Below are 21,716 nucleotides of genomic sequence, written 5' to 3'. Positions count from 1 at the left end.
CTATCACAGAGCGGGTGACCTCCATCCATTATCCCTCTCGAATGGATATCTGTCCACGCCCTTTGATGGCACATTCTTTGGAGTATCTCCGGGATTTCCACTAACCTGATGATCCGACCAGTAGTTTCCTCCGATCACCGGCCCCATATCCCAGAGGTTGCTTCCGTTATCCACGGCGTTCTGTCCAAACATTGAACCATTCTCGATGAAACTGTTGTGGTAGATTCTGTTGTCGCTGCAGTCTGTCAGGCTCAGGCCGAGCATGCCGTTGCCTACGAATCTATTATCGCTTATATTGCAGCCTGAGCTGCTTCCCATTCGCATTCCGAATCTTTCGTTCATGCTGATGTTGTTGCCGATGAACTGGAATTCCTTCACCCCGTTCACGAAGATCCCCTCCCTGTTCCGGAAAGCGATGTTATCAGCAGCAGATCCTCCGGAGAGCTGCTCGATCCTTATCCCTATCCCATTGGCGCTCGCGTTGTTCATCGCAAGAACGCACTGATTTGAGCCGGAGATCGCTATGCCGTTGTCGTTTCCTGTCACTTCATTCTCCTTCACCGTTGATCTGTGCGACCTGACCAGCCGTATGCCATCCTCACTGCTTGAGGATATCCTGGAACGCACGATCTCTGAGGAGAGGGCGTCAAGGAGGTGCATCCCGGCAGTGCAGTTCTCTGCCCGGGAGTCCGTTATCCTCGATCTCCTGTCACCCTCGAGCCTGAATCCGCTCTCTGTGCAGTTCAGCGCCGCGCTCTTTCTCACGAAGATATCCTGCGACCGACCGAACCAGAAGCCGATCCCGCAGGACTCTGCGGTTGTGTTCTCCACCACACAGCCTTTCGAGTCGAGGATCGATAACCCTATCTCGCTTCTGGAGAGCCTGCAGTCCGAGATCCTGGAGTCGATTGCTCCCACAAGCATGATGGCCGCGCTGCTGTTCGATATGCTCTGGTTTCTCATCGTGATGTTCTCGCAGTCTATGAGCCCCACAAATCCGTAGCTCTTATCTATCGAAACGTTGCGAGCACCTACCAGATACAGAACCGGCCTGCCATCTATCGTGTTCGACTCATCGATGCTCTGGTTGAATGAGTTGTCGTCCATCCTGGCCCTGGGATCTGATATGAGCCTGAGATCTCCTAGGTTGCCTGCCTCTATCCTCAAGCTGTATATATTTGATATCAGCACGTTCTCTCTGAGCAGGTTACCACCAGAGCCCTTCATCGATATCCCGTACTCGTTCAGCTCTACGATATTTCCGATTATCTTATTACCCGAAGAGGATTTCAGGAGGATACCGTTGCCGTTGCGGAGAAACCTGTTCGAGGATACGCTGTTGTTCCTGGAATCCTCCAGATAAACTCCAGCGATCCTGTTCTTCTCGCAGGTGTTATTCATCATTATGTTATCAGAAGATGACTTCAGCCGTATGCCTATGTTCGATGAGGAGAGGTGGTTGAAAAGAACGGTGTTGTTGTTTCCGACCACATCTATCGCATTTCCTGCAGAGGTCACAATGTTACTGAGGATCCTGGAGCTGTTGCACCTCACCTCTATGCCGGCCCCCAGCGGTCCTGATATCGTGTTGTTCTCTACAATCGCGGAGCCGTTCAGCCTGATCCCATATGCGGTAGCTGAAATAGTGTTGTTCGATACCACTCCCTTGTATGCCGCGATTCCAATGGAGGAGTTTTTGATGTTGCAGCCGGTCACAGATGCATATCCCTCTACCACGACTGCCGGATCCCTGCCGCTCCCGAGGATCGTGAGGTTGGATATGCTGCTCCCGTATGATCTCATCTGGAAGGTCGTACGGCCCATGCCGTCGATGATCGCACCATATCCTTTTATGGAGACCAACTTATTGACATCCACGCTCTCCCTATAATACCCCGCCATTACAAGTATCTCGTCACCGTTCTGCGCGTTTGCGAGCGCTGCATTCACGCTTCTGATCGCGCCCGTCGCCTCCTGATCCACAACCAGAATCCTCGCGCTGGATGCGGATACTATCATGACCACCAGAGACATTATCAGCACAGCCCGCCACAGGCCCACATGAACTCCTCCAGATAAGTGTAAACCTGCTGGATGATATACTTTCTCCGGGGCATATCAACAGATTTCTATTCGGCTCCTGCAAATTTGTTACGAAATCTTTAAATAATATTACGAAAACCTCCTTATGGAGGCGACCAGTTTTAATGGCGCGGGCCGGGGATGTCCTCCACCCTGAGGCCCGCAACCTCCTTGCCAATTCATGAGGTCTGCTGAACATTATTATTCGATACCGCTTTTCTCACGGAGGATACCGTCAGTTCCTGCCGCAGCTGGACGAGCTCAACCCGAGCTGACATTTGATTATGCTGTTCTCACGAAGGAATCAATCAGATGCTCGGTTCGGCCGGATCTCTTCAAAGTGCCCGACCAGGATCTCGGTGATGGCGCATGTTTGAGAACATCTGTGCATCGCCCACGACATTCACATGAATGCGAGGCACAAGATTTAATAGCTCAGTGTGCATTTCACTTAATCGTGCGGCTGTGGTCCAGGGGTTATGACATGAGCTTCCCAAGCTCGTAACCCGGGTTCGAATCCCGGCAGCCGCATTTGTTTTGCTGCAATCCACGCATCACTTTTATATTTCATCGTCTCATAACAAAACCCATGGCCGATAATCGGAGGGTGCTTTTAAAGACATCCCTGGGGGATGTGGTAATTGAGCTTTACGATGATATGCCCATAACTGCGGGAAACTTTCTGAAGCTTGTTGAAAGCGGCTTCTACGATGGTGTGATATTCCACAGGGTGATCGCCGGTTTCATGATCCAGACGGGAGACCCGACAGGCACTGGCTACGGCGGCCCTGGATACACCATCCCAGATGAGTTCTCCAGGCACAACAGGAACGACCGTGGGACTGTGGCCATGGCGAATGCAGGGCCGAACACTGGCGGCAGCCAGTTCTTCATAAACCTCGTGAACAACAATTACCTCGACAGAATGCATCCCGTCTTCGGGAGGGTCGTCGAGGGTATGGATGTGGTCGATAAAATAGGAGACGTGAGGACCGATGCCGAGGACAGGCCCATTGAGGACGTGGTAATTGTATCCGCAAGGGTGCTGGGCTGAGGAGATCCCCGCGTCAATTAACGGAGACGCTCATATGTGCGTGGCAACTTGTAGGGCATGCGATGTGGTTGGTGATAGCACTCATTCATTCGACACGAACGCATAGCATGACCACCGCTCTTTCGGGCAAGTCATCAAATGGATAAGAGCGAACGGAGAGATCGCATTCGGTGAGCATCTCCGGCAGGATGGCTGGAGTTAACCCCCTGACGCATGCGACCACATCTCAATGACAGCCTACATCACAAGATGCCTCAGCTCCCAGAGCATCTTCGGGTTCAGGCGGATGAGGACTCTGAGCATTCCCCTCAGATCCATCTTGGAGACGTCCTCAGACTGGATCGAGTGCATGAGCTTGTTCAGGTCATCATCGCTAAGCCTGATGAAGAACTCCTTGAGATCAAGATGTCTTGCTATCTGCTTCCCGATGCTCTCCCTCCAGCGCTTCTCATAGGCCATGAGCCCCTCAACGCCGGTATCGCCGCTGGACACAGCATCAGCGACGACCTCTCCCGCAATCATCCCGGCCTGCATCGCGTTGAGTATGCCCCCACCTGTTATCGGGTCCGACTGGCGCGCAGCGTCTCCGACCAGCATTACACCATCCGCGATGGTCCTCTCGATCGGTCCCGAGACCGGGACGCCGCCGACGACCATCTCCACGATCCTCGCCTCAGGCATTCTTCTCTCAACAAACCTCCTCAGGAGCTTCACCGGCGCTCCGGGCTCTGACCTCGAGCCGATCACTCCAAGGCCCACGTTCGCCAGGTGCTCGCCCTTCGGAAACGACCAGACGTATCCGCCAGGCGCCAGCTCGTTTCCCAGGAAGAACTCGCAGTACTCGTCGTCTATGCCCTTATCGTAGAGCAGGAACTGCGCGCAGACCTCTATATCTCCGGGTTTGAGCGCAGTATCTATTCCGGCCCACCTACCCACCTTCGACTCGACCCCGTCAGCGCCTATGACCACATCAGCCTCTATATCAATGATCTCCCCGTAACGCATGGCCCTGATGCCCTTCACAGATCCATTTGCCCTGAGCAGATCCAGGGCCCTGGTCTTGACCATCACCCTCGCGCCCGCACGGGCCGCATCCATCGCCAGCGCGCGGTCGAATATCTTGCGTTCCAGGACATAGCCGACCTCATCCCCGGACTTGTCCTCGGACATGACCACATTCGAGCCGTCGGGGGCGTAAAGGCGCGCGCCCTTCACTTCTGATGCTATCCATTTCGGATCAGGTTTGATCATGCTGCTCAGGCGCGCCTTGCTGACCCCCTCAGCGCACCTCACTGGATCCCCGATCTCCTGCCGCTTCTCTACGAGAACAACCTTCAATCCCTTTTCTGCAGCGGTTTTCGCAGCCATCGATCCGCCCGGGCCGGCACCAACCACAACAACATCACACCTCATCCCTGAGCCTCCTCGAGACTGAGCGCCCCGGTTGGGCATAGCTTGACGCACCTGCCGCACTCTATACATCCATCGGAGACCTCGAGCCAGGTCTCAACAAGCTCCAGGGCGCAGACAGGGCAGACGCCGACACATGCACCGCAGTACCCGCAGACGTATCTGTTGATGGTAATCAATCGAACTTCACCCCTGCGTCAATAGATTATCTTGAAATCATCGTGGCCCTTGCACTCGACCTCCGCGATCTCCATTCCAGAGACCATCGCGCCAGATGGTCCTGATTTCATCAGGCCGAGGAGCTCGCCGACGCTCTTCCTCTCTCCCTCAAGCACCGCTTCAACACCCCCTCCAGGGAGGTTCCTTATCCATCCCTTGACTCCGAGCGCTTTGGCGTGGGTTGTGGTGTAATACCTGTATCCGACTCCCTGAACCCTTCCCGAGACCCTGACGCGGACGCATATGGTCATGATCTCAAACCCCTGTCACCAGATCCTCGAGCGCCTTACGCTGGTCCTTCGCCTTCACGATCCCTGAGGCAAGAAGAACGCCCACAGCGCCGAGCTCGATAGCGGCTCTGAGATCGTCTCCGTGGGTGATTCCTGCGCCGCAGAGCACGCCGACATCCTTCTCTATCGCTCTTACAGCCTCGACCGAGCCCCTGACGACCTCAGGATCTGCCTTGGAGACAGGAATCCCAGAGCCTATGAGCTCTGGCGGCTCCACAGCGACATAATCAGGCCGCAAGGCTGCAGCCGCTCTTGTTGTTGCGACGTTGTTCGTGCATATTATCGACGTGAGCCCCTCTGACCTGCACGCCCTGAGAGACGCCTCGATGTCAGCAAGCCTGAGCCGGCGCTCTGAGTGATTTATGAGAGAACCGGATGCCCCTGCAGCCTTCACAGACGCAGCTGTGATGTGCCCTGTGAAGCTGCCGAAGCCGACGCCATCGACGTGCTGCGCATAAACCGGTATGCTCACGGCGGATGCGACCGCTCTTATATCAGCGGCCTGTGGCGCAACCGCGATATCGACGCCATACTCAGAGGCTATGCTCTCGCATATCTTTGATAGGGCGACAGCCGAATCTCCTGTCGCTTCCCTGTAGGTTTTGAAGTTGAGAACTATCAGCGTCAAAGCCATCCCACCTAAACTCTGTGACCACCTCATTTGCCAGGCGTTCTGACCTCGCAGAGGCCTTCGCATTTCGCTGAGCCCTCGTACTCCGCGAACGCTCTGGCGCCGCCTGTCTCGAGCATCATTACTGTGCCATCTGATATCAGAGCGACAAGCGGAAGCCTGCCACTCTCCTCCTGATGGAGAATATGGTAGATGAGACCCTCTGGTTTGGAGTACTCAAGCCTGATGCAGCTGAAATCCGGGTGGTCTTTCAGGAAACGCTCCAGCTCTGGCGCAGCATCCCTGCATACCGGGCAGCCCTCTCGCTCTATGAAGAGCGCGACACGGCCGTGCTTGAGGCTCTCTGCCAGACCGAGCGCAGGTCCATATATCCTGTGAATCATACGATCAAGTATCTCATCAATCTCATCAGGATCCAGGCCATACTTGGCCTCGAGCTGTGCTCTGAGGTCGCGCCGGGATCGCACCAGAAAGTCCCTGATCAGGCGCTCCAGCTCCATGAGCGGGGATTTCACTTCAAGAAATAAAACTATGGTGGTGGCTCAGGCCATCACCTGCTCCTTCAGAAGGTAGCGTATGAGATCCTCTGAGAGCTTCGTCTCGCGATGCACCTTTTTCACGGTCTCATCGATGCTGTAGCCCTCAGCCATGAGCGAGGCTATTCGGTCTATGACCTTCTCGCTCACGGAGTAGTACTCGTCTATGTCCTTGCGATGACCCCAGACGTCTCCCTTGATGATCTCTATCCCCTGAAGCTCCAGGAACTGCTGCGCTGCCTTCGACATCGTCTGATAGTAAGATGGAGGAATCTGAACCGCCTTGAGCCGCGGGCACGTCCTGACCAGGTTCATGACGTCCATGTTGGAGGCCCTGAATGCGAGATGTACAACCTGTTCGTTCCGGTTCAGGTCGGATATCTCTTTCTTTGAGCTCACAACCCTTAATCTCATAGATAGAAACAATGATGTTAAAATATATATAGATAATGGTAATTGTAGTAGTCAAGAAACTGATATTCTATAAGTAGAAACTGAATCTGCATATATCGCGTGTATTTTTGTCCTGCCAATAATAAGTGAGTATAGATCTTAAGAGGGGTATAACTCGCATCCAGTTGATATGGATTTGGGTGCAGCAGATCGCGCAAATGGTCTGTGATGCCATAGAACCCTCTGGAGTTCATCAAATGTTCCTGACTACATGGGAAAGTCCAGTCGAATATCGAAGCGGAAAGAACTCTGCTTTCAGGTGAAGGTCCTGAGAGCTGACAATATGCATGGACCTGGCGTTCCTGACGATTTCTTCTCCCAATTCGTGGTTGGGTCGTGGACCCGTATCACTGAATAATTAGCTACGATCGAGAGCCATGGGCGGGATATCCCATGAATCTAGATGGCTCAAGCGCTCCAGATTTCAATGAATCAAGTACACGACACGTGGTTGAAGCCGTTCCAAAGCTGGATCACCAATCGACTGCAAGAGTCATCCTTCCATTGGGTTCGATGATCCACATGCAGAGTGGCCGACTCTGAGCGGGTTCGTCATTAAATCTGGTAATCCCATGAAACCACCGCAAAACACTCAAACGATATTAATATATCCTCGATCACGATATCTCTTCAGAAAATGTATGACCGAATAAAAAAGATATTCTTTGAAAGGTTGGTGATAATAATATGAAAAACAAAATATTGCTTATTTTCTTTGTGGCAGTCCTGATTGGCCTTTTGTGCGTCAGCGCGCAGCGGAACATAATGATGCCTGGCGGCTTTGGGCCAGGTGTATCAGACTTTCAGGGCGTGGTGGCGGGCGCTGGCTCAGCCAGCACAAGCGGTCCGTCGGAGGCTGTGCTCTTCGCAGACGCGAATCAGAGAGGGGTCCACAAGCACATATTCGAGTCTGACGCTGATGTAGGAGCGGATATCGCATTCAATGCGACACCCAGGTCGATGGTTGTCCTGAGCGGAGTATGGCGTCTTTACAGAGAGCCGAACTTTCAGAGTCCTTATGAGGCAGAGTTCGGGCCAGGGATATACCCGTCGATTGCAGACTACGGCATAAACGTGATCGGCTCCATGAAAAGAATAAGCTAATCGATATCGCTTGTCTCGAACAGGTACGCCCCTATCGCCATGGTCGCTGCGCAGCATCCTGTGAGCAGCAGTGCATCCAGGATTACAGGAAACGAGTTTGCGCCAACGAGACAGCCTCTCAGCGCATCTACACCATACGTGAGGGGATCGATGTAGGAGAGGATCCTGACCGGCCCCGGCAGGTTCTGCACAGGGAAGAGCGCTCCCGACAGCAGGAAGACTGGGAAGATCATGAAGTTCATTATCAGGCCAAATCCGGACATGTCCTTCATCCTGGATGCAAATGCGAGGCCAACTCCTATGAATGTGGCGGATATGATGACCATGAGCGCCAGCGATAGAAGCAGTCCTGTCAGCCCCTTTATTTTCACACCCATTGCTATCCCGGGTATCAGTATTATGATGCCCTGCAGCACGGCCTGGGTCACGCCTCCCGCAGTTCTCCCCAGCACTATTGAGAGCCTTGTTACGGGCGCGACCATAATCTCTCTAAGAAAGCCGAATTCCCTGTCCCAAAGGACCGACATCCCCGCGAACGTCGAGCTGAAGAGCAGCGTCATGCCTATTATCCCAGGAGCGAGATAGTTGATGTAGTCCACACCTGCGGGAACCCTGGATGCCATGCCGCTGAAGCCCGTGCCAAGGAATGCCAGGAAGAAGAACGGCGGGGCTATCGATCCCACAACCCTTGATTTAAGCCTGAAGAACCGTATCATCTCCCTCAGCCAGAGGCTGTATATCGCGTACGGGTCAAATGCTCTCATGCTACCTCCTCATCAAGGCCCTGACCAGATCGCCCTTCCCTGTCTCATCCCGCATGCTCCTGCCCGTGTATTTGAGGAATACATCCTCCAGTGTCGGCTCATGGACGCTCACGGATTTTATCTGCACGCCAGCACGGCATGCGGCCAGCACGACCTCCGGGATCCTAGACTGCGCCGAGTCCACGCTGAGCCTCACGTATCCGTTGCTTGCATCGAATGATTGCACCCAGCTGAATTCCAGCAGGAGATCTCGGAGCCTTTCAAGACCATCACTGACTTCGAGGGTCAGGGTATCGGTGCCGATCATGCTCTTAAGAGACATCGGGGTATCGAGGGCCACTATCCTGCCGTGATCGATTATTGCGACTCGATTGCAGAGGTTGTCTGCCTCCTCCATGTAGTGTGTTGTTATCACTACAGTGACATCCTCTTTGTTCAGGTCCCTGATGTAATCCCAGATGTATCGCCGGGTCTGTGTATCCAGGCCGAGCGTCGGCTCATCCAGGAAGAGAACGTGCGGCCTGTGCATCAGCCCCCTGGCTATCTCGAGCCTCCTGCGCATGCCGCCCGAGAACTCCTCCAGAAGCACATCCGCCTTGTCTGAGAGCTCCACAAGCTCCAGAACCTCCGCGATCCTCCGTTTCCTCTCATCTCCCGGCATTCCATACATCCTGCCGTGGAAATCCAGGTTCTCCCTCGCCGTGAGCTTCCCATCGACGCTCGGATCCTGGAATACCACGCCAATGCAGCTTCTCACAGCATCCCTCTCGCGCACGATGTGGTGACCCCAGACATACGCCTCTCCTCCGGTGGGCCTGAGCATCGTGGTCAGCATCTTGATTATTGTGCTCTTTCCCGCGCCGTTTGGTCCCAGCAGGCCGAAGATCTCCCCTCGTTTCACAGAGAGATTCACGTCATCGACAGCTACCAGGCCATCAAATCTCTTTACAAGCCCTCTCGTCTCTATGGCATGCTCCATGGAACGGGCGCAGCCTCCAAGGCTGCGCCATCATCACCTCCCTCAACCAGTACGCAGCATGCCTTAAGAAGATGTGCCTCAGCCAGGGGCTCCAGTGGATTCAGAGAGGGCAGTGCATCATATTTGCTGCAAATTCAAAACTGATCTGTACGTGTCGCCCAGCAGGAGGTCGATTCACAGCAATTTCTGCACACCCCCAGGCATGCAATGTCGACACTGGGGTTATTCTATATCAGAGACTTCGGCGCAGATGGAGGAAGATGATAGAGAAACGCATGTGCATAAGAGTTGATGGCGAGAATCGCTCAGTGGTATGGGATTCAGTCGCAGAGGAGAGACAGCTCGAGCTGCGCATCAATGGAGATCTGCTTCGCAGAGTAACACTGAGCCCCTGCCACATCAGAGAGTTTGTCGTCGGCCATCTCCTCTCAGAAGGATACATGGGAGCGCTGGAGGATATAGCTGCGATTCACATTGAGGGGCATCTCGCAGACGTGACCCTTCGCCCGGCATGCGATCAGAAACGTACAGAAAAACATACGGTGCACTCTGAAAAGACGGAGGGGCTTGCGGTGCGAACTGATACCGTATTCCGCGCGATGCGCATGCTTCTCGACTCAGATGCCCACAGGATCACAGGGGGTTTCCACCGCGCGGGCGTCTTCTGCGAGGATGGTACGGCATGGATGGCCGAGGATATAGGAAGGCACAATGCGATGGACAAGGCCATAGGCCACTGCCTGCTCGAGCGCATCGATCTATCGAGAGTCTTCGTCGTGATGACGAGCCGCATCTCCTCAGGTCTCACTCTGAAGTGCTCGCGCGCAGGGATCTCAATTCTAGCATCAAGGGGCGCGCCGACCAGTCTCGCTCTCGAGATCGCAGATGCTGTGGGGATCACGCTGATGGGATTTGTTCGGGAGGAGAGGATGAACATCTACACGCATCCGGAGAGGCTAGCGGATCTGTCGCCCACCAGCACAGCGAAGTGAAAATACCCAGAGGATCTCCACGGATGCTACGCTCCAACCGAGCGATGGAAGATACGCTGTGGATAACCAAGAGCGCGCGGACGATGGCGTGAGGGTGGCAGCCAGATCTACCTGGCGGCCTTTGCCACACGCTCAATGCTGTCCTTCCTGCTGACAGCGAAGCTCTTCACGTCGTAATTTGCAGCAGCTATGATCTCATCTGCCAGGCAGTTCTGGATGGAGCGCCTGCTCTTGAAAGATGCCTGCCATGCGCCCTTTGCTATGAGCATCAGCGCGGTATCGACGCGTCTCTGAGGTGCGGTATCCACAGCCTTTGGAACAGTGATACCACCGTATTTGAGCCTGACAACCTCCTCACGCGGTCCTGCGTTTGAGATGGCCCTGACCAGGACGGACAGAGGGTTCTCCTTCGTCCGCGAATGGATTATGTCGAAGGCCTCCTCCACTATCCTGTATGCGATCTGCTTCTGCCCTGTGTTCTTCTCCTTCCTCATCATCTTGTTGATCAGACGCTCGACCACGTGAAGCTCGGACTTCTTGAACTGCTGCTTCGCATGCCTGCCGCCGGTGTGCAGCACAATCCTCGGCTTCAGGTTGATGTAGCCCTTTACGCTCAGATCCGGGATCTCCACCTCTGATGCATCCCACTTTCCAAATACCTTCACAAAATCACCTTACCGGCTTCTCCTTGCGGCCCGAGACCATCTCCTCGAGGGAGACATTGTTCACCGCTACGACCTTGAACCTCACGCCGGGTATGTCGCCCATCGATCGTCCCATCCTTCCGCCGATCCTCTCGACCACGACCTCATCGTGCTCGTCTATGAACCCTATGGCACCATCACCGGGACAGAATGCCGTGACCTGTCTTCCGTTCTTTATCAGCTGTATCCTCACACACTTGCGTATGGCTGAGTTCGGCTGTTTCGCCTCGACGCCCACCTTCTCCAGAACGATACCCCTGGCTCTGGGGGCCCCGCCCAGAGGATCAGCCTTGACCTTGAGGCCGAGAGCCCGCCTGCAGTAATGAGGATCGCTCCACCTCAGCTTCTTCCAGTCATCTTCCATCTTCCTGGCCGCATTGATTCCCATTCCCATTCAATCACCGTTGATCGTGAATTCATGATAGCGCTCTTTTAGGGCGTTGTGCCGCTCACTGTATGATTATATCATCAACGCCATGATGCCTCTGTGCCAGCATCTTGGCTTTAAGTATGTTTCGGCCGTCACGCCCAATGGCAATACCCTTGTCCTTGTTGGCTACCTCTACATAAGCCAATCGCTTGTTATTCTTGTTGACCACCATGATGTTCTTGACATCAGCCGGCTGGAAGAGGTTCTGCAGGAACTCCTTGACATCGTCGCTGTACTCGACTATCTCTATCTGTTTTCCAATGGACTTCTTGACGCGGTTTATGTTGCTCCCCTTCCTTCCGATCGCGGCCCCCATGTCTCCCTTCTGTATGACGAAGATTATCCTGTCGTTCTCCTCGTCGACTATGCAGTCCCTTGCCATGCCGCCCGTGAGGCTCTCAAAGAGCGCTATGTATCTTATTCCCTCTGTTGTGAGCTTGAACTCACTCATTCGCAACACCCCGGATCTCCCGCAGCAGCGCCATGATCTCAGAGTCCCCGGGCTCGATAACAGCCAGGGCGGCTACCGGAAATGGCTTTCCACATGCTGCGCCCAGATCCCTTCCGGAGCTCTGGTATGCATACACCGGAACCTCAAGGCTGCGAAGCTTCTGGCGCACGTGCTCCGGGCAGTCCGAAGCGTATATTATGAGCTTTGCGTCTCCCCGGAGACCGTGCTCCAGAGAGCTGTTGGAGCCAAGCACAACTTTACCGGTTCTTATGGAACTCCTGAGCGCTCTATCGATATTTATCATCGAACTACCTCATCAATTCTTTTTGCTACCAGCTGGACGTCTCCGGTTCCAAGCCGGATCGGCTGGCCGACTATGACGTTCTCGGTGACGCCTCTGAGGTCGTCCACATCGCCACGGATCGCGGCATCAAGTATGTGGTTCACAGTGACCTCAAAGGCAGCGCGAGCGAGGACGCTCGCTTTCTCTCCTGATACGCCATGTCTGCCGATCTGCTTCACATCGCCGTCACAGGTCATGATATCGGCGACAAGCATGATGTGCCTGACATCGACCTGGAGGCCCTGCTCGCGGAGGGTCTCGGTAGCCTCGTTGATTATTGCATTGCGAGCTGCCTCTATTCCGAGGACCTCGCATATCTCGTTAATGTTGTTCGTCTTGGTCCTGGTTGGATCGACGCCCTCGAACTCCAGGACCTCCTTGAGGGATGAGCCCTCAGTGTAGAGGACATACTCATCCCCCTCCTTCCGGATGACCACACGCTTTATACCATCAACGCCCTTCAGCGTGACCTTCTTTATTCGCTCGACCAGCTGCAAGAGCTCCCTGTAAGACGGCTCCTCGGGCGCCATTATGATGGTGTTCCCCTTTTGATCCACAGTCAGACCTGTGGCATCTCTCAGCTTCTCGGCCACATCCTCAGCTGTGATCTTCCGCTGTGCCATCGCATCCTCATTGAGCTCTATGACCACATTCATCTCCGCGAGATCTGTGGCTATCGAGCCCAGATGCAGGATAGAGGTGGCCTCGATTGCCCATGCGACCTCCCTCGCCATGTCGCGATCCGAGGCGTACTCAGGCAGCAGCCGTATGGTCATCGTTGGCGTCGACGGGATCTTGCGTGCATCGACGATCTCTATCAGCCTCGGAAGACCGAGGGTGACGTTGATCTCCGCGACGCCAGCGTAGTGGAAAGTACGCATCGTCATCTGCGTGCCCGGCTCGCCGATGGACTGGGCTGCGACGACGCCCACTGCCTCGCACGGCTCGACCCTCGCATGTTCATAGTCCTCGACGACCTCCTTTATTATCGTCTCGAACTGCTCCTCAGTCACCCTCTCCGCCTCTTCCAGGCCGCTTTTGATAGCGTCCTTGAGGCTGATCGGCAGATCGAGCTCGTCTATCCTTTTAAGCCATGACTCTGGAAGCTTCATGCGTTCTCACCCGCGAGGACCTTTCTTATTATTCGATGCACGTTCTCCGGGCTTGCGTAGTCTCTCCTAGATGGATCGACCCCGTCCTCTCCGTACTTGAACTGGACGATCATGCCGCGGGTCTCCCTGACGGTGCCGTCGTAGTTCACCTCCAGGTCCTGTAGGGCGTTTACCAGGCGCCTCTGGAGGTAGCCGCTCTGGGATGTTCTTATCGCGGTGTCCACAAGACCCTCCCTGCCACCTATCGCATGGAAGAAGAACTCAGTCGGCGATAAACCCTTCTTGTAGCTCGACTCGACGAAGCCATGAGCCTCGGCGCCGAGATCTCCGCGCTTGAAGTGTGGTAAGGTTCTATCAGTGTAGCCGCGCTTTATCCTCTCGCCCCTGACCGACTGCTGGCCCACACATGCTGCCATCTGCGTTAGGTTCAGCATCGAGCCGCGGGCGCCGGAGACCGCCATGACCACGCCGCTGTTGTCCAGTCCGAGGTAACGGCCTGCGATCTGTCCAGCAGCATCCCTCGCCTTGCCCAGCGTCTGCATTATGCGCATCTCCAGCGTCTCCTCAAGAGTGCGTCCGGGAAGCGGTTCCAGCTCTCCCGCCCTGTAAGCCTCTATAAGCCTCTGGACACTCTCCTTCGCGGATCTTGTGACATCCTGGATCTGCTCTGCAGCCTCTCTTGGCACATCCTCGTCACTGATGCCGAAGCTGAAGCCGGCGAGCATGATCCCGCGGAGCGCCAGGAGCGTCATCCTGTCCAGGAACTGGCTCGCAACCCCTGGATCATACTCCTTTATTATGCGATCTATCACCTTCCCCTTGAAGGCGCCCACAGCCTCTGCATCGATCGTGCCCTTGAGAAGGACGCCGTTGCGTATAACCACATACGCATCATTCTCGCAATCCTCGCCCTTGCAGACAGGGCAGTTGCTGCAGAAGTCTGCCTTGAACGTGAGGTTAAGATCCTTTGGCAGTATCAGGCTGAATATCTGCTTTCCTGTCCAGTACGGATCGCCGTTCTCGTCATATCCTGCAGGCACAGGGATGTCGCTTATATCAAGCTTCTTGAGAACCTCCATGAGTCTGTCCTTATTGAGCCTGCGCTCCTTGTGGGTGAGCAGGAAGCTTCCGGTGACATAATCGTGTATCCCGCCTATGATCGGGCCGCCGAATCTGGGGGAGAGGATGTTCTCCTGGACCCGCATCAGGATCTCAGCCTCTGCCCTCGCCTCCTCTGTCTGTGGCACATGGAGGTTCATCTCGTCGCCATCGAAGTCTGCGTTGTACGGCGGGCATACCGCTGGGTTCAGCCTGAATGTCTTGTACGGCATGACCTTGACCCTGTGCGCCATTATCGACATCCTGTGGAGCGAGGGCTGCCGGTTGAAGAGAACGATATCACCATCTGCAAGCTGCCTGTCCACCTTCCAGCCAACCTCGAGCTGCTCCGCGACCTCCTGGCAGTTTCTCTCGGTGACCTTGACTCTCCTCCCATCTGCACGTGTTACGTAATTGACACCAGGATGGTTGTCTGGCCCCCGCATCACGTACTTCCTGACGACCTCGATATTTTTTGGGGTGACCATTATCGGGACTGTGAGTTCCTTTGCAACCTCGATCGGAACCCCGACCTCGTTTATTGAGAGGTTTGGATATGGAGATATTACAGTTCGCGCGCTGAAGTTGACCCTCTTTCCGGAGAGAGAGCCTCTGAACCTCCCCTCCTTGCCCTTGAGCCTCTGCGAGAGTGTCTTGAGGGGCCTGCCGCTTCTGTGCCTGGCTGGAGGTACCCCTGAAACAGTGTTATCCAGGAATGTCGTGACGTGGTACTGGAGAAGCTCCCAGAGGTCCTCGATTATCAGCTGCGGCGCACCTGCCTCTCGGTTCTCCTGGAATCGCTGGTTTATTCTTATTATATCCACGAGCTTGTGTGTCAGGTCGTCCTCACTCCTCTGTCCGCTCTCCAGCGTTATAGATGGTCTCATTGTGACAGGAGGCACTGGCAGCACCGTGAGTATCGTCCACTCAGGCCTTGCCGTCTCCGGGTTCATCCCCATGACCATTATGTCCTCGTCGGAGATCCTCTCGAACCTGTCTCTTATGTCAGAGGGCGTGAGCTTGTGTCCGTCCTCTATATATGAGAGCGGCCGCTCGAACTTGATCTCCCTCTGAGGGGCACCGCAGTACGGGCAGGTCTTGTGCTTCCTTGCCTCTGCGAAGACCTTGTTCACAACATCCTCTGTGGGCTGCCCGAGATCCTCAAGCGTTCTTATCTGCCTGAGAAACTCCTTCTTCTCCAGCTCGGAGAGCATGAGCTTTGAACACTCCCTGCATATCGCTCTCAGGATCTTCCTGATGAGTTTCGCGAAGCCAACGTGTATCACCGGAGCCACGAGATCGATGTGTCCGAAGTGTCCGGGGCACTCCCCGGGCCTGCCGCCGCATGTTCTGCATCGGAGACCAGGATCTATGACGCCGAGCCTGGGGTCCATCAGACCCATCTCTATGGGAAAGCCATCATCATCGTAGGTATCGGCCGTGATCACCTTGACCACGCTCATCTTCCTGAACTCCTGCGGAGATATCAGGCCGAACCTTATCTTTCCAATCCTCTTTGGAACGCTCATTCCATCACCTAAACTGCATCCTCCAGCATGAGGCGCGGTGCCACGCCCAGCGATTTTATCTCGTCAAGCAGAAGCTTGAACGCATAGCTCATCTCCACGGGGTATATGTCGGTGTCCGTGCCGCAGACTGGGCAGAGGTCCATATTTCTTCTCCGATCGTGAATCGCTATGACTCCGCATTTGCTGCACACGAGTTCCGTTACTTTATCTGACTCCTCGACGAGCCTCTCCTTCAGCGCAAGAGCAGCGCCATGGGCTATGAGCACATCGCGTTCCATCTCTCCGAACCTCAGTCCGCCCTCTCTAGCCCTGCCCTCTGTCGGCTGCCTGGTGAGCACCTGCACAGGGCCGCGTGATCTCGCATGCATCTTTCCGGTGACCATGTGGTACAGCTTCTGGTACAGGATCACCCCGACAAATATGTCGGCCTGTATCCTCTCGCCGGTCGCTCCATCGTACAGAACCTCTTTTCCTGTATGGGCGAATCCTAGCCTTGTCAGAGCGCTCCTGAGATCCCACTCCTTCTCTCCGAGAAACGCGGTCGCATCTATGAACCTTCCCTCAAGCGAACCCACCTTCCCGCCGATCATCTCGAGGACGTGCCCGACTGTCATTCTCGATGGGATTGCGTGCGGGTTGAGAAGAAGATCCGGGACCATGCCGCTCTCGCTGAACGGCATATCCTCCTGGGGGAGAAGAAGACCCACAACACCCTTCTGACCGTGGCGTGATGCGAACTTGTCTCCTAGCTCGGGGATCCTCTGGTCACGGGTTTTTACCTTGGCGAGCCGGTTGCCGTTCTGCGATTCTGTGAGGATGACCAGATCGACGACGCCCTTCTCGTTGGACCTCATCGTGACAGAAGTCTCGCGCCTCTGCTGCGGGCTGATTCCGAACTCTGTCGGCTCCTCAAGGAACCTCGGCGGGCTCGTCTTGCCTATAAGCACATCGTTGGGACCGACATCAGCGTTCGGATTTACAAGACCGTCGGCATCGAGCTGGCCGTAGGTCTCAGAGCCCCTCGCGCCCCTGACCTCGAGATCGGGAATTTCAAACTTGTCCTCCTGACCCCCAGGGTATTTCCTCTCCTCTGCCTCTGATACTCTGAAGAAATGAGATCTGGCAAGCCCGCGCTCGACGGCGCTCTTGTTCATCACCAGGGCGTCCTCGATGTTGTACCCCTCGTATGCGAGAACCGCCACGACGAAGTTCTGGCCCGCTGGCCTTTTATCGAAACCGATTGCCTTGGCGGTTCTTGTACTGACAATGGGCTGCTGTGGGTAATGGAGATAGTGGCCCCGTGTGTCAGGTCTCAGGCGGATGTTCGCCATCGGGAAGCCAAGACACTGCTTGATCATGCCGGCGCCCATGGTATTCCTCGGGCTCGCGTTGTGCTCCGGGTACGGGACCAGTGCTGTGCATATCCCCAGGATTAGAGACGGATCGACCTCGAGATGCGTATGCTCCTCTGTGAGATCATTCTCCCAGATCGCTATGTAGGCATTCTCCTCCTCCTCGGCATCGAGATACTCAATCTTTCCCTCTCGAACAAGATCATCAAAGGTCGCCTCTCCCCGCTCCAGTCTCCGAATATCCTCCTCTGTGACAAGGGGCTGTCCGTTCTCCACGATGATAAGAGGCCTTCTCGCCCTTCCAGAGTCTGTGTTTATCACAATCTCGTTTGTTCTGTCGTAGTATGCGACATTGATCTGATTGCTTATCACGCCGGCTCTTCTCAAACGCCTGATCTCGGCCACGAGCTTCTCGGGCTCCGGATGATGCCCGACTATCTCTCCATTTATGAAAACCCTGGCATCAGCCACCATAACCACCTACCGGCCTCACACCGAGATTGATCAGCATGGTCTTGACCTCTTCGTAATCCTCAACGCCCTTTGAGAGCTCAACTCCCTGAGCGAAGTTCTTGACCAGCCCGCAGTTCGGCCCCTCGGGAGTCTCGCTCGGGCATATCCTTCCCCACTGTGTCGCATGGAGATCCCTGGTCTCAAAGTGCGGCTGCGATCTCGATAGCGGCGATATGACCCTCCTGAGATGGCTCAGGCTCGCCATGTAATCCGTTCTATCCAGAAGCTGCGATACGCCGGTCCTGCCACCAACCCAGTTGCCTGTTGCGAGAGGATGTATCATCCTCTCCGTCAGAACATCCGCTCTCACTGTGGTGATGACATTCAGCTCCCTGTTGCGCATGCTGGCGCGCTCGAGCTGGTACTTGATATCCCTGGTGAGCCTGTTGAATGCGACCCTGAAGAGATCTTCCATCAGGTCTCCGGAGAGCTTCAGCCTCTTATTCGCATAGTGGTCCTTGTCGTCCTCTCCTCTTTTACCAAGCGCCAGCTCGAAGCACGCCTCAGCCATTCTTGAGAGGAAGAGAGCCTTAGCGTACCTGTCCTTCTCCTCCACTCCTATATGCGGAAGCAGGTATCTGTCCAGGACATAAGCGGCACGCTTCTTCTGGTACTCCTTCGCCTGGCCGGCCGCGACCCTGTTGCCTATCTTCTCCAGGGCCTCTTCTGTCGTCGAGACTTCAGCCTCCTCGAGGTTCTCGAGCATGAACTTCATGATCTCGGGGTTATCTGATACGGCCTTCACTATGTCCATATCAGTCTCGAGTCCGAGGGCTCTTACAAGAGTCACGAAGTTTATCCTGCCAGCGACAGACGGGAATGAGACCTCTAGTATCGATCGCTTGCCGCGCTCCACTATGACGAGAGACCTGTAGCCCTGCCTCTGGCTGAAGACCTTCGCAACCTCTATGAACTCATCGTACCTCTGATTGTACTCCACGAGTATCTTGTTCGGCGCCAGATCCTCGAGCGTCATTATGACGCGCTCGGATCCGTTCACTATAAAGTATCCTCCAGGATCGAGGGGATCCTCTCCGTAGGAGACCATCTCCTCCTCGCTCATGCCGTAGAGGTTGCAGACCTTCGACATCACCATGATCGGGAGCATGCCGATCATCGCCTCGACCGGCTCCTTCTCCTCGCCCCTGTCGACTATGGACATCTCGAGCTTTATTGGCGACGCATAGGTCAGGTTCCTGAGACGGGCATCGTTCGGATAGAGCCTCTCGACAGATCCGTCAGCCTCCATGACCACAGGCTTCTCCACCCTGATCTTGCCGAGCTTGACGTAGGTGTTCTCGATGTTCGTCTCTATTATCCTGACCTCATCGATAACCTTCTGCAGACCTCTGTCTATGAATTCGTTGAATGAATTTATGTGGTGGTGCACCAACTTGTCCTTGGTAAAATAGGCCCTGTAAAGAACGCTTCTGTCCAGCAAATCTTGAATCACCCTCTTCAATCGATAACGAGCCTGTAAAATATCGACTCCTTTGCCGTGGGGCTCTTGCGCTTTATCTTTATTATATCCCCTACCTTGGCGCCAATCTCCTTAGCAACTGGATCCGTGACGTGGATCTTCGGCAGATGGCGCGCCTCTACACCGTACTGCATCAGGACCTGCTGGGCCTCCTCTGGAGTGAGGAGGATGTGTTCCGGTACCAGCTCGTGATCCTGTACGGCAAACCTCTTCATCCGATCTCCTCCCAGAAAAGCTACATACGGGCTCGGGGGGATTTGAACCCTCGGCCACCTGGTGTCTTCATAAAATTTAAAAGCCAGGCGCTCTGCCTAACTGAGCTACGAGCCCCCATGAGCATACGAGCCCACGAACTGTGAACGTTGAGCTGCACTGCTCCCCTCTTTAAAGAAACATGCATAAAGCTTTTTCCCTTTTATAAGTTCCTCACAAGCCTGGCTATCTCATCACCCACCTCAGATGTGGTGGAGCTGCCGCCGAGGTCGTATGTTCTCACCCTTCCCTCACGCAGGCTGAGCTCTATAGCCCTTACTACGTCTTGAGCAGCCTCCTTCTCACCCAGGTGCTCCAGGAGCATCGCGCCTGCCCATATCGTTGCGATCGGGTTGATCTTGTTCATACCCTTATACTTCGGTGCGCTTCCGTGTATCGGCTCGAACATGCTTGTCCCCTCTGGGTTCAGGTTTGCTCCAGGCGCAAGCCCGAGGCCGCCCTGTATCATGGCTCCGAGGTCTGTGATGATATCCCCAAACATGTTGGGAGCGACAACGACATCGAACCATTCCGGATTCTTGACGAACCACATCGTTATGGCATCGACGAAGTTGAAGTCTGTGGTGACCTCAGGATAGCTCTTCCCGACATCCTCGAAGATCTCGCGCCAGAACCCGTAGATGTCGCTCAGAACGTTCGCCTTGTCGACGCTTGAGACATGCTTTCTTCTCTCCATCGCAAGATCGAATGCGTACTTTATCACCCTGGTGCATCCTTCCCTCGAGACCATGCCTATCTGGTATGCGATCTCGTCGCTATCTGAGTCAATATCAAGGCCGAACTTCACGTTGTAGAGAGATCTCTTCACCTCGAGATCTGCATGGCTCCTTCCAGACCTGGCTCTACCGCCCTGGCCTATGTAGAAGTCCTCTGTGTTCTCCCTGACAACAACAAAGTCTATGTCCTTCGGACCCTTGTCCTTGAGAGGTGTCCATACTCCCTCCAGGAGCTTGACGGGCCTGAGGTTTATGTACTGGTCGAAATAGAACCTCATCGCCAGGAGAATGCCCTTCTCAAGAACCCCCGGCTTTACTCTGGGATCTCCTATGGCCCCGAGGTATATCGCCCTGTAACGCCCGAGCTCCTTCAGCGTCTCCTCGCTCACGAGCTCGCCCGTTCTGAGGTAGTGATCTGCACCCAGCGGGTACTCGATCCACTCGATATCGAAGCCGTGCTTGTCCGCAGCAGTCTCAAGTACCTTCCTGCCCTCTGCTATGATCTCTGGCCCTATGCCGTCGCCCGGTATGACAGGTACTTTATAAATCATGCTCTCACCACCTGTTTCTTTGTATAATTTAAAAGACCTCCCGACCTCACTATCTCCTGGAGGAACGGGGGCAGCGGTGTTGTCGGATAAGACTCCTTCTTGGAGATGTTCTGAACGATGCCCCTGGAGATATCCACCACCACAGAGTCGCCATCGTCTATTTTCTCCGCATCCGCGCAGATGAGCAGAGGCAACCCTATATTTATTGAATTCCTGAAGAAAATCCGTGCAAAGGACCTTGCAATGACCGCCTCCACCCCGGCTGCCTTGATGGCAAGAGGAGCATGCTCTCTGGATGAACCACACCCGAAGTTGGTTCCAGCGACTATGATATCTCCATGTCGAACGCTCTCCGCGAACTCCGGCCTGATCCCCTCAAAGAGGTGCTTGGCCAGCTCCTCTGGATCATTTATCACAAGATAGCGCCCAGGGATGATCACATCCGTGTCGATATCGTTTCCGAACTTCCAGGCTCGTGCCAAAATACCCATCTCCAACAGGTGGACTATCTACCAATAACAAAGCGGTATATTAAACTGATGGAGGCCGGCGAGTTTGGCGCATGCACCGAGAGCCACTGCCCGGACTCGACGGTCCGTGCGCATCCCCTGATTCAGCTTTGCGATCCAGTTGTGTGCCCAGACCATCGA

At 54.8% G+C, this 21,716-nt stretch carries 23 protein-coding genes and 2 tRNA genes; 4 read left to right on the top strand and 21 right to left on the bottom strand.

The window, feature by feature from the left end; translation table 11 throughout:
- Window positions 1-3 precede the first annotated feature (3 nt).
- A complete protein-coding gene (locus MTHE_RS00245; protein WP_011695250.1) occupies window positions 4-2,061 on the bottom strand; it encodes a NosD domain-containing protein in 2,058 nt (685 codons plus the stop codon).
- 480 nt (window positions 2,062-2,541) lie between these two features.
- Between MTHE_RS00245 and MTHE_RS00240 the strand changes: the two genes are divergently transcribed.
- Window positions 2,542-2,613: transfer RNA gene (locus MTHE_RS00240), tRNA-Gly, on the top strand.
- A 58-nt stretch (window positions 2,614-2,671) separates the two neighbouring features.
- Window positions 2,672-3,136: a peptidylprolyl isomerase gene (locus MTHE_RS00235; RefSeq protein WP_011695249.1), complete on the top strand. Its 465-nt coding sequence runs from the start codon at window positions 2,672-2,674 to the stop codon at window positions 3,134-3,136.
- A 237-nt stretch (window positions 3,137-3,373) separates the two neighbouring features.
- Here the strand turns inward: MTHE_RS00235 and MTHE_RS00230 are convergent, their stop codons facing one another.
- From MTHE_RS00230 to MTHE_RS00205, 6 genes are read right to left on the bottom strand one after another with little or no spacing between them, the layout of a single operon-like run.
- Window positions 3,374-4,549, bottom strand: coding sequence for an NAD(P)/FAD-dependent oxidoreductase (locus MTHE_RS00230; RefSeq protein ID WP_011695248.1), 1,176 nt, complete (start codon window positions 4,547-4,549; stop codon window positions 3,374-3,376).
- On the bottom strand, window positions 4,546-4,725 hold the full coding sequence (locus tag MTHE_RS00225; protein ID WP_011695247.1) for a 4Fe-4S binding protein: 180 nt from the start codon (window positions 4,723-4,725) through the stop codon (window positions 4,546-4,548). The genes MTHE_RS00230 and MTHE_RS00225 overlap by 4 nt, the downstream gene beginning before the upstream one ends.
- 18 nt (window positions 4,726-4,743) lie before the next feature.
- Window positions 4,744-5,016: an acylphosphatase gene (locus MTHE_RS00220; protein WP_011695246.1), complete on the bottom strand. Its 273-nt coding sequence runs from the start codon at window positions 5,014-5,016 to the stop codon at window positions 4,744-4,746.
- Window positions 5,017-5,020: 4 nt separating this feature from the next.
- Window positions 5,021-5,689, bottom strand: a complete 669-nt coding sequence (gene tpiA, locus MTHE_RS00215; protein ID WP_175265631.1) for a triose-phosphate isomerase — start codon at window positions 5,687-5,689, stop codon at window positions 5,021-5,023.
- Window positions 5,690-5,712: 23 nt separating this feature from the next.
- Complete coding sequence (locus tag MTHE_RS00210; RefSeq protein ID WP_011695244.1) at window positions 5,713-6,186, bottom strand: hypothetical protein; 474 nt, start codon at window positions 6,184-6,186, stop codon at window positions 5,713-5,715.
- A 42-nt stretch (window positions 6,187-6,228) separates the two neighbouring features.
- Window positions 6,229-6,636 carry a DUF1699 family protein gene (locus tag MTHE_RS00205; RefSeq protein WP_011695243.1) on the bottom strand — a complete coding sequence of 136 codons (408 nt, stop codon included), beginning with the start codon at window positions 6,634-6,636 and terminating at the stop codon, window positions 6,229-6,231.
- 756 nt (window positions 6,637-7,392) lie between these two features.
- On the opposite strand from MTHE_RS00205, the gene MTHE_RS00200 reads away from it, so the two are divergent.
- The gene (locus tag MTHE_RS00200) at window positions 7,393-7,779 is read left to right on the top strand and encodes a beta/gamma crystallin-related protein (protein WP_175265630.1); all 387 of its coding nucleotides are present in this window, start codon (window positions 7,393-7,395) and stop codon (window positions 7,777-7,779) included.
- Here the strand turns inward: MTHE_RS00200 and MTHE_RS00195 are convergent.
- Both MTHE_RS00195 and MTHE_RS00190 read right to left on the bottom strand, forming a co-directional pair.
- Window positions 7,776-8,543, bottom strand: coding sequence for an ABC transporter permease (locus tag MTHE_RS00195; protein WP_011695241.1), 768 nt, complete (start codon window positions 8,541-8,543; stop codon window positions 7,776-7,778). The genes MTHE_RS00200 and MTHE_RS00195 overlap by 4 nt on opposite strands.
- 1 nt (window position 8,544) lies before the next feature.
- Window positions 8,545-9,522 carry an ATP-binding cassette domain-containing protein gene (locus MTHE_RS00190; protein ID WP_011695240.1) on the bottom strand — a complete coding sequence of 326 codons (978 nt, stop codon included), beginning with the start codon at window positions 9,520-9,522 and terminating at the stop codon, window positions 8,545-8,547.
- Between the two features lie 260 nt (window positions 9,523-9,782).
- Here MTHE_RS00190 and fdhD point away from each other — a divergent pair, with 260 nt between their 5' ends.
- Window positions 9,783-10,514, top strand: a complete 732-nt coding sequence (fdhD, locus tag MTHE_RS00185; RefSeq protein ID WP_175265629.1) for a formate dehydrogenase accessory sulfurtransferase FdhD — start codon at window positions 9,783-9,785, stop codon at window positions 10,512-10,514.
- Between the two features lie 107 nt (window positions 10,515-10,621).
- Here the strand turns inward: fdhD and MTHE_RS00180 are convergent, their stop codons facing one another.
- From MTHE_RS00180 to MTHE_RS00125, 12 genes are all read right to left on the bottom strand, one after another.
- The gene (locus MTHE_RS00180) at window positions 10,622-11,179 is read right to left on the bottom strand and encodes a 30S ribosomal protein S7 (protein ID WP_011695238.1); all 558 of its coding nucleotides are present in this window, start codon (window positions 11,177-11,179) and stop codon (window positions 10,622-10,624) included.
- Between the two features lie 4 nt (window positions 11,180-11,183).
- Entirely contained in the window at window positions 11,184-11,612 is a 429-nt protein-coding gene (locus MTHE_RS00175; protein ID WP_175265628.1) for a 30S ribosomal protein S12, read from the bottom strand.
- A gap of 55 nt (window positions 11,613-11,667) precedes the next feature.
- The gene (locus tag MTHE_RS00170) at window positions 11,668-12,099 is read right to left on the bottom strand and encodes a NusA-like transcription termination signal-binding factor (protein ID WP_011695236.1); all 432 of its coding nucleotides are present in this window, start codon (window positions 12,097-12,099) and stop codon (window positions 11,668-11,670) included.
- The gene (locus MTHE_RS00165; protein ID WP_011695235.1) at window positions 12,092-12,403 is read right to left on the bottom strand and encodes a 50S ribosomal protein L30e; all 312 of its coding nucleotides are present in this window, start codon (window positions 12,401-12,403) and stop codon (window positions 12,092-12,094) included. Before MTHE_RS00165 ends, MTHE_RS00170 begins: the two co-directional genes overlap by 8 nt.
- The gene (gene rpoA2, locus MTHE_RS00160) at window positions 12,400-13,554 is read right to left on the bottom strand and encodes a DNA-directed RNA polymerase subunit A'' (RefSeq protein ID WP_011695234.1); all 1,155 of its coding nucleotides are present in this window, start codon (window positions 13,552-13,554) and stop codon (window positions 12,400-12,402) included. The genes MTHE_RS00165 and rpoA2 overlap by 4 nt, the downstream gene beginning before the upstream one ends.
- Window positions 13,551-16,181: a DNA-directed RNA polymerase subunit A' gene (locus tag MTHE_RS00155; RefSeq protein ID WP_011695233.1), complete on the bottom strand. Its 2,631-nt coding sequence runs from the start codon at window positions 16,179-16,181 to the stop codon at window positions 13,551-13,553. The genes rpoA2 and MTHE_RS00155 overlap by 4 nt, the downstream gene beginning before the upstream one ends.
- Window positions 16,182-16,189: 8 nt before the next feature.
- Entirely contained in the window at window positions 16,190-18,004 is a 1,815-nt protein-coding gene (gene rpoB / locus MTHE_RS00150; RefSeq protein WP_011695232.1) for a DNA-directed RNA polymerase subunit B, read from the bottom strand.
- Complete coding sequence (locus tag MTHE_RS00145; RefSeq protein WP_011695231.1) at window positions 17,997-19,487, bottom strand: DNA-directed RNA polymerase subunit B''; 1,491 nt, start codon at window positions 19,485-19,487, stop codon at window positions 17,997-17,999. The genes rpoB and MTHE_RS00145 overlap by 8 nt, the downstream gene beginning before the upstream one ends.
- 17 nt (window positions 19,488-19,504) lie before the next feature.
- Entirely contained in the window at window positions 19,505-19,741 is a 237-nt protein-coding gene (locus tag MTHE_RS00140; RefSeq protein ID WP_011695230.1) for a DNA-directed RNA polymerase subunit H, read from the bottom strand.
- A 27-nt stretch (window positions 19,742-19,768) separates the two neighbouring features.
- A tRNA-Lys gene (locus MTHE_RS00135) sits at window positions 19,769-19,856 on the bottom strand.
- 85 nt (window positions 19,857-19,941) lie between these two features.
- Window positions 19,942-21,066, bottom strand: coding sequence for an isocitrate/isopropylmalate dehydrogenase family protein (locus tag MTHE_RS00130; protein ID WP_011695229.1), 1,125 nt, complete (start codon window positions 21,064-21,066; stop codon window positions 19,942-19,944).
- Window positions 21,063-21,557, bottom strand: coding sequence for a 3-isopropylmalate dehydratase small subunit (locus MTHE_RS00125; protein WP_232840862.1), 495 nt, complete (start codon window positions 21,555-21,557; stop codon window positions 21,063-21,065). Before MTHE_RS00125 ends, MTHE_RS00130 begins: the two co-directional genes overlap by 4 nt.
- Between the last annotated feature and the right edge of the window lie 159 nt (window positions 21,558-21,716).

This window comes from Methanothrix thermoacetophila PT, assembly GCF_000014945.1.
Taxonomy (GTDB): domain Archaea; phylum Halobacteriota; class Methanosarcinia; order Methanotrichales; family Methanotrichaceae; genus Methanothrix_B; species Methanothrix_B thermoacetophila.
The sequence above is the reverse complement of the archived record's forward strand: the minus strand, read 5'-3'. Positions and strand labels throughout refer to the sequence as shown.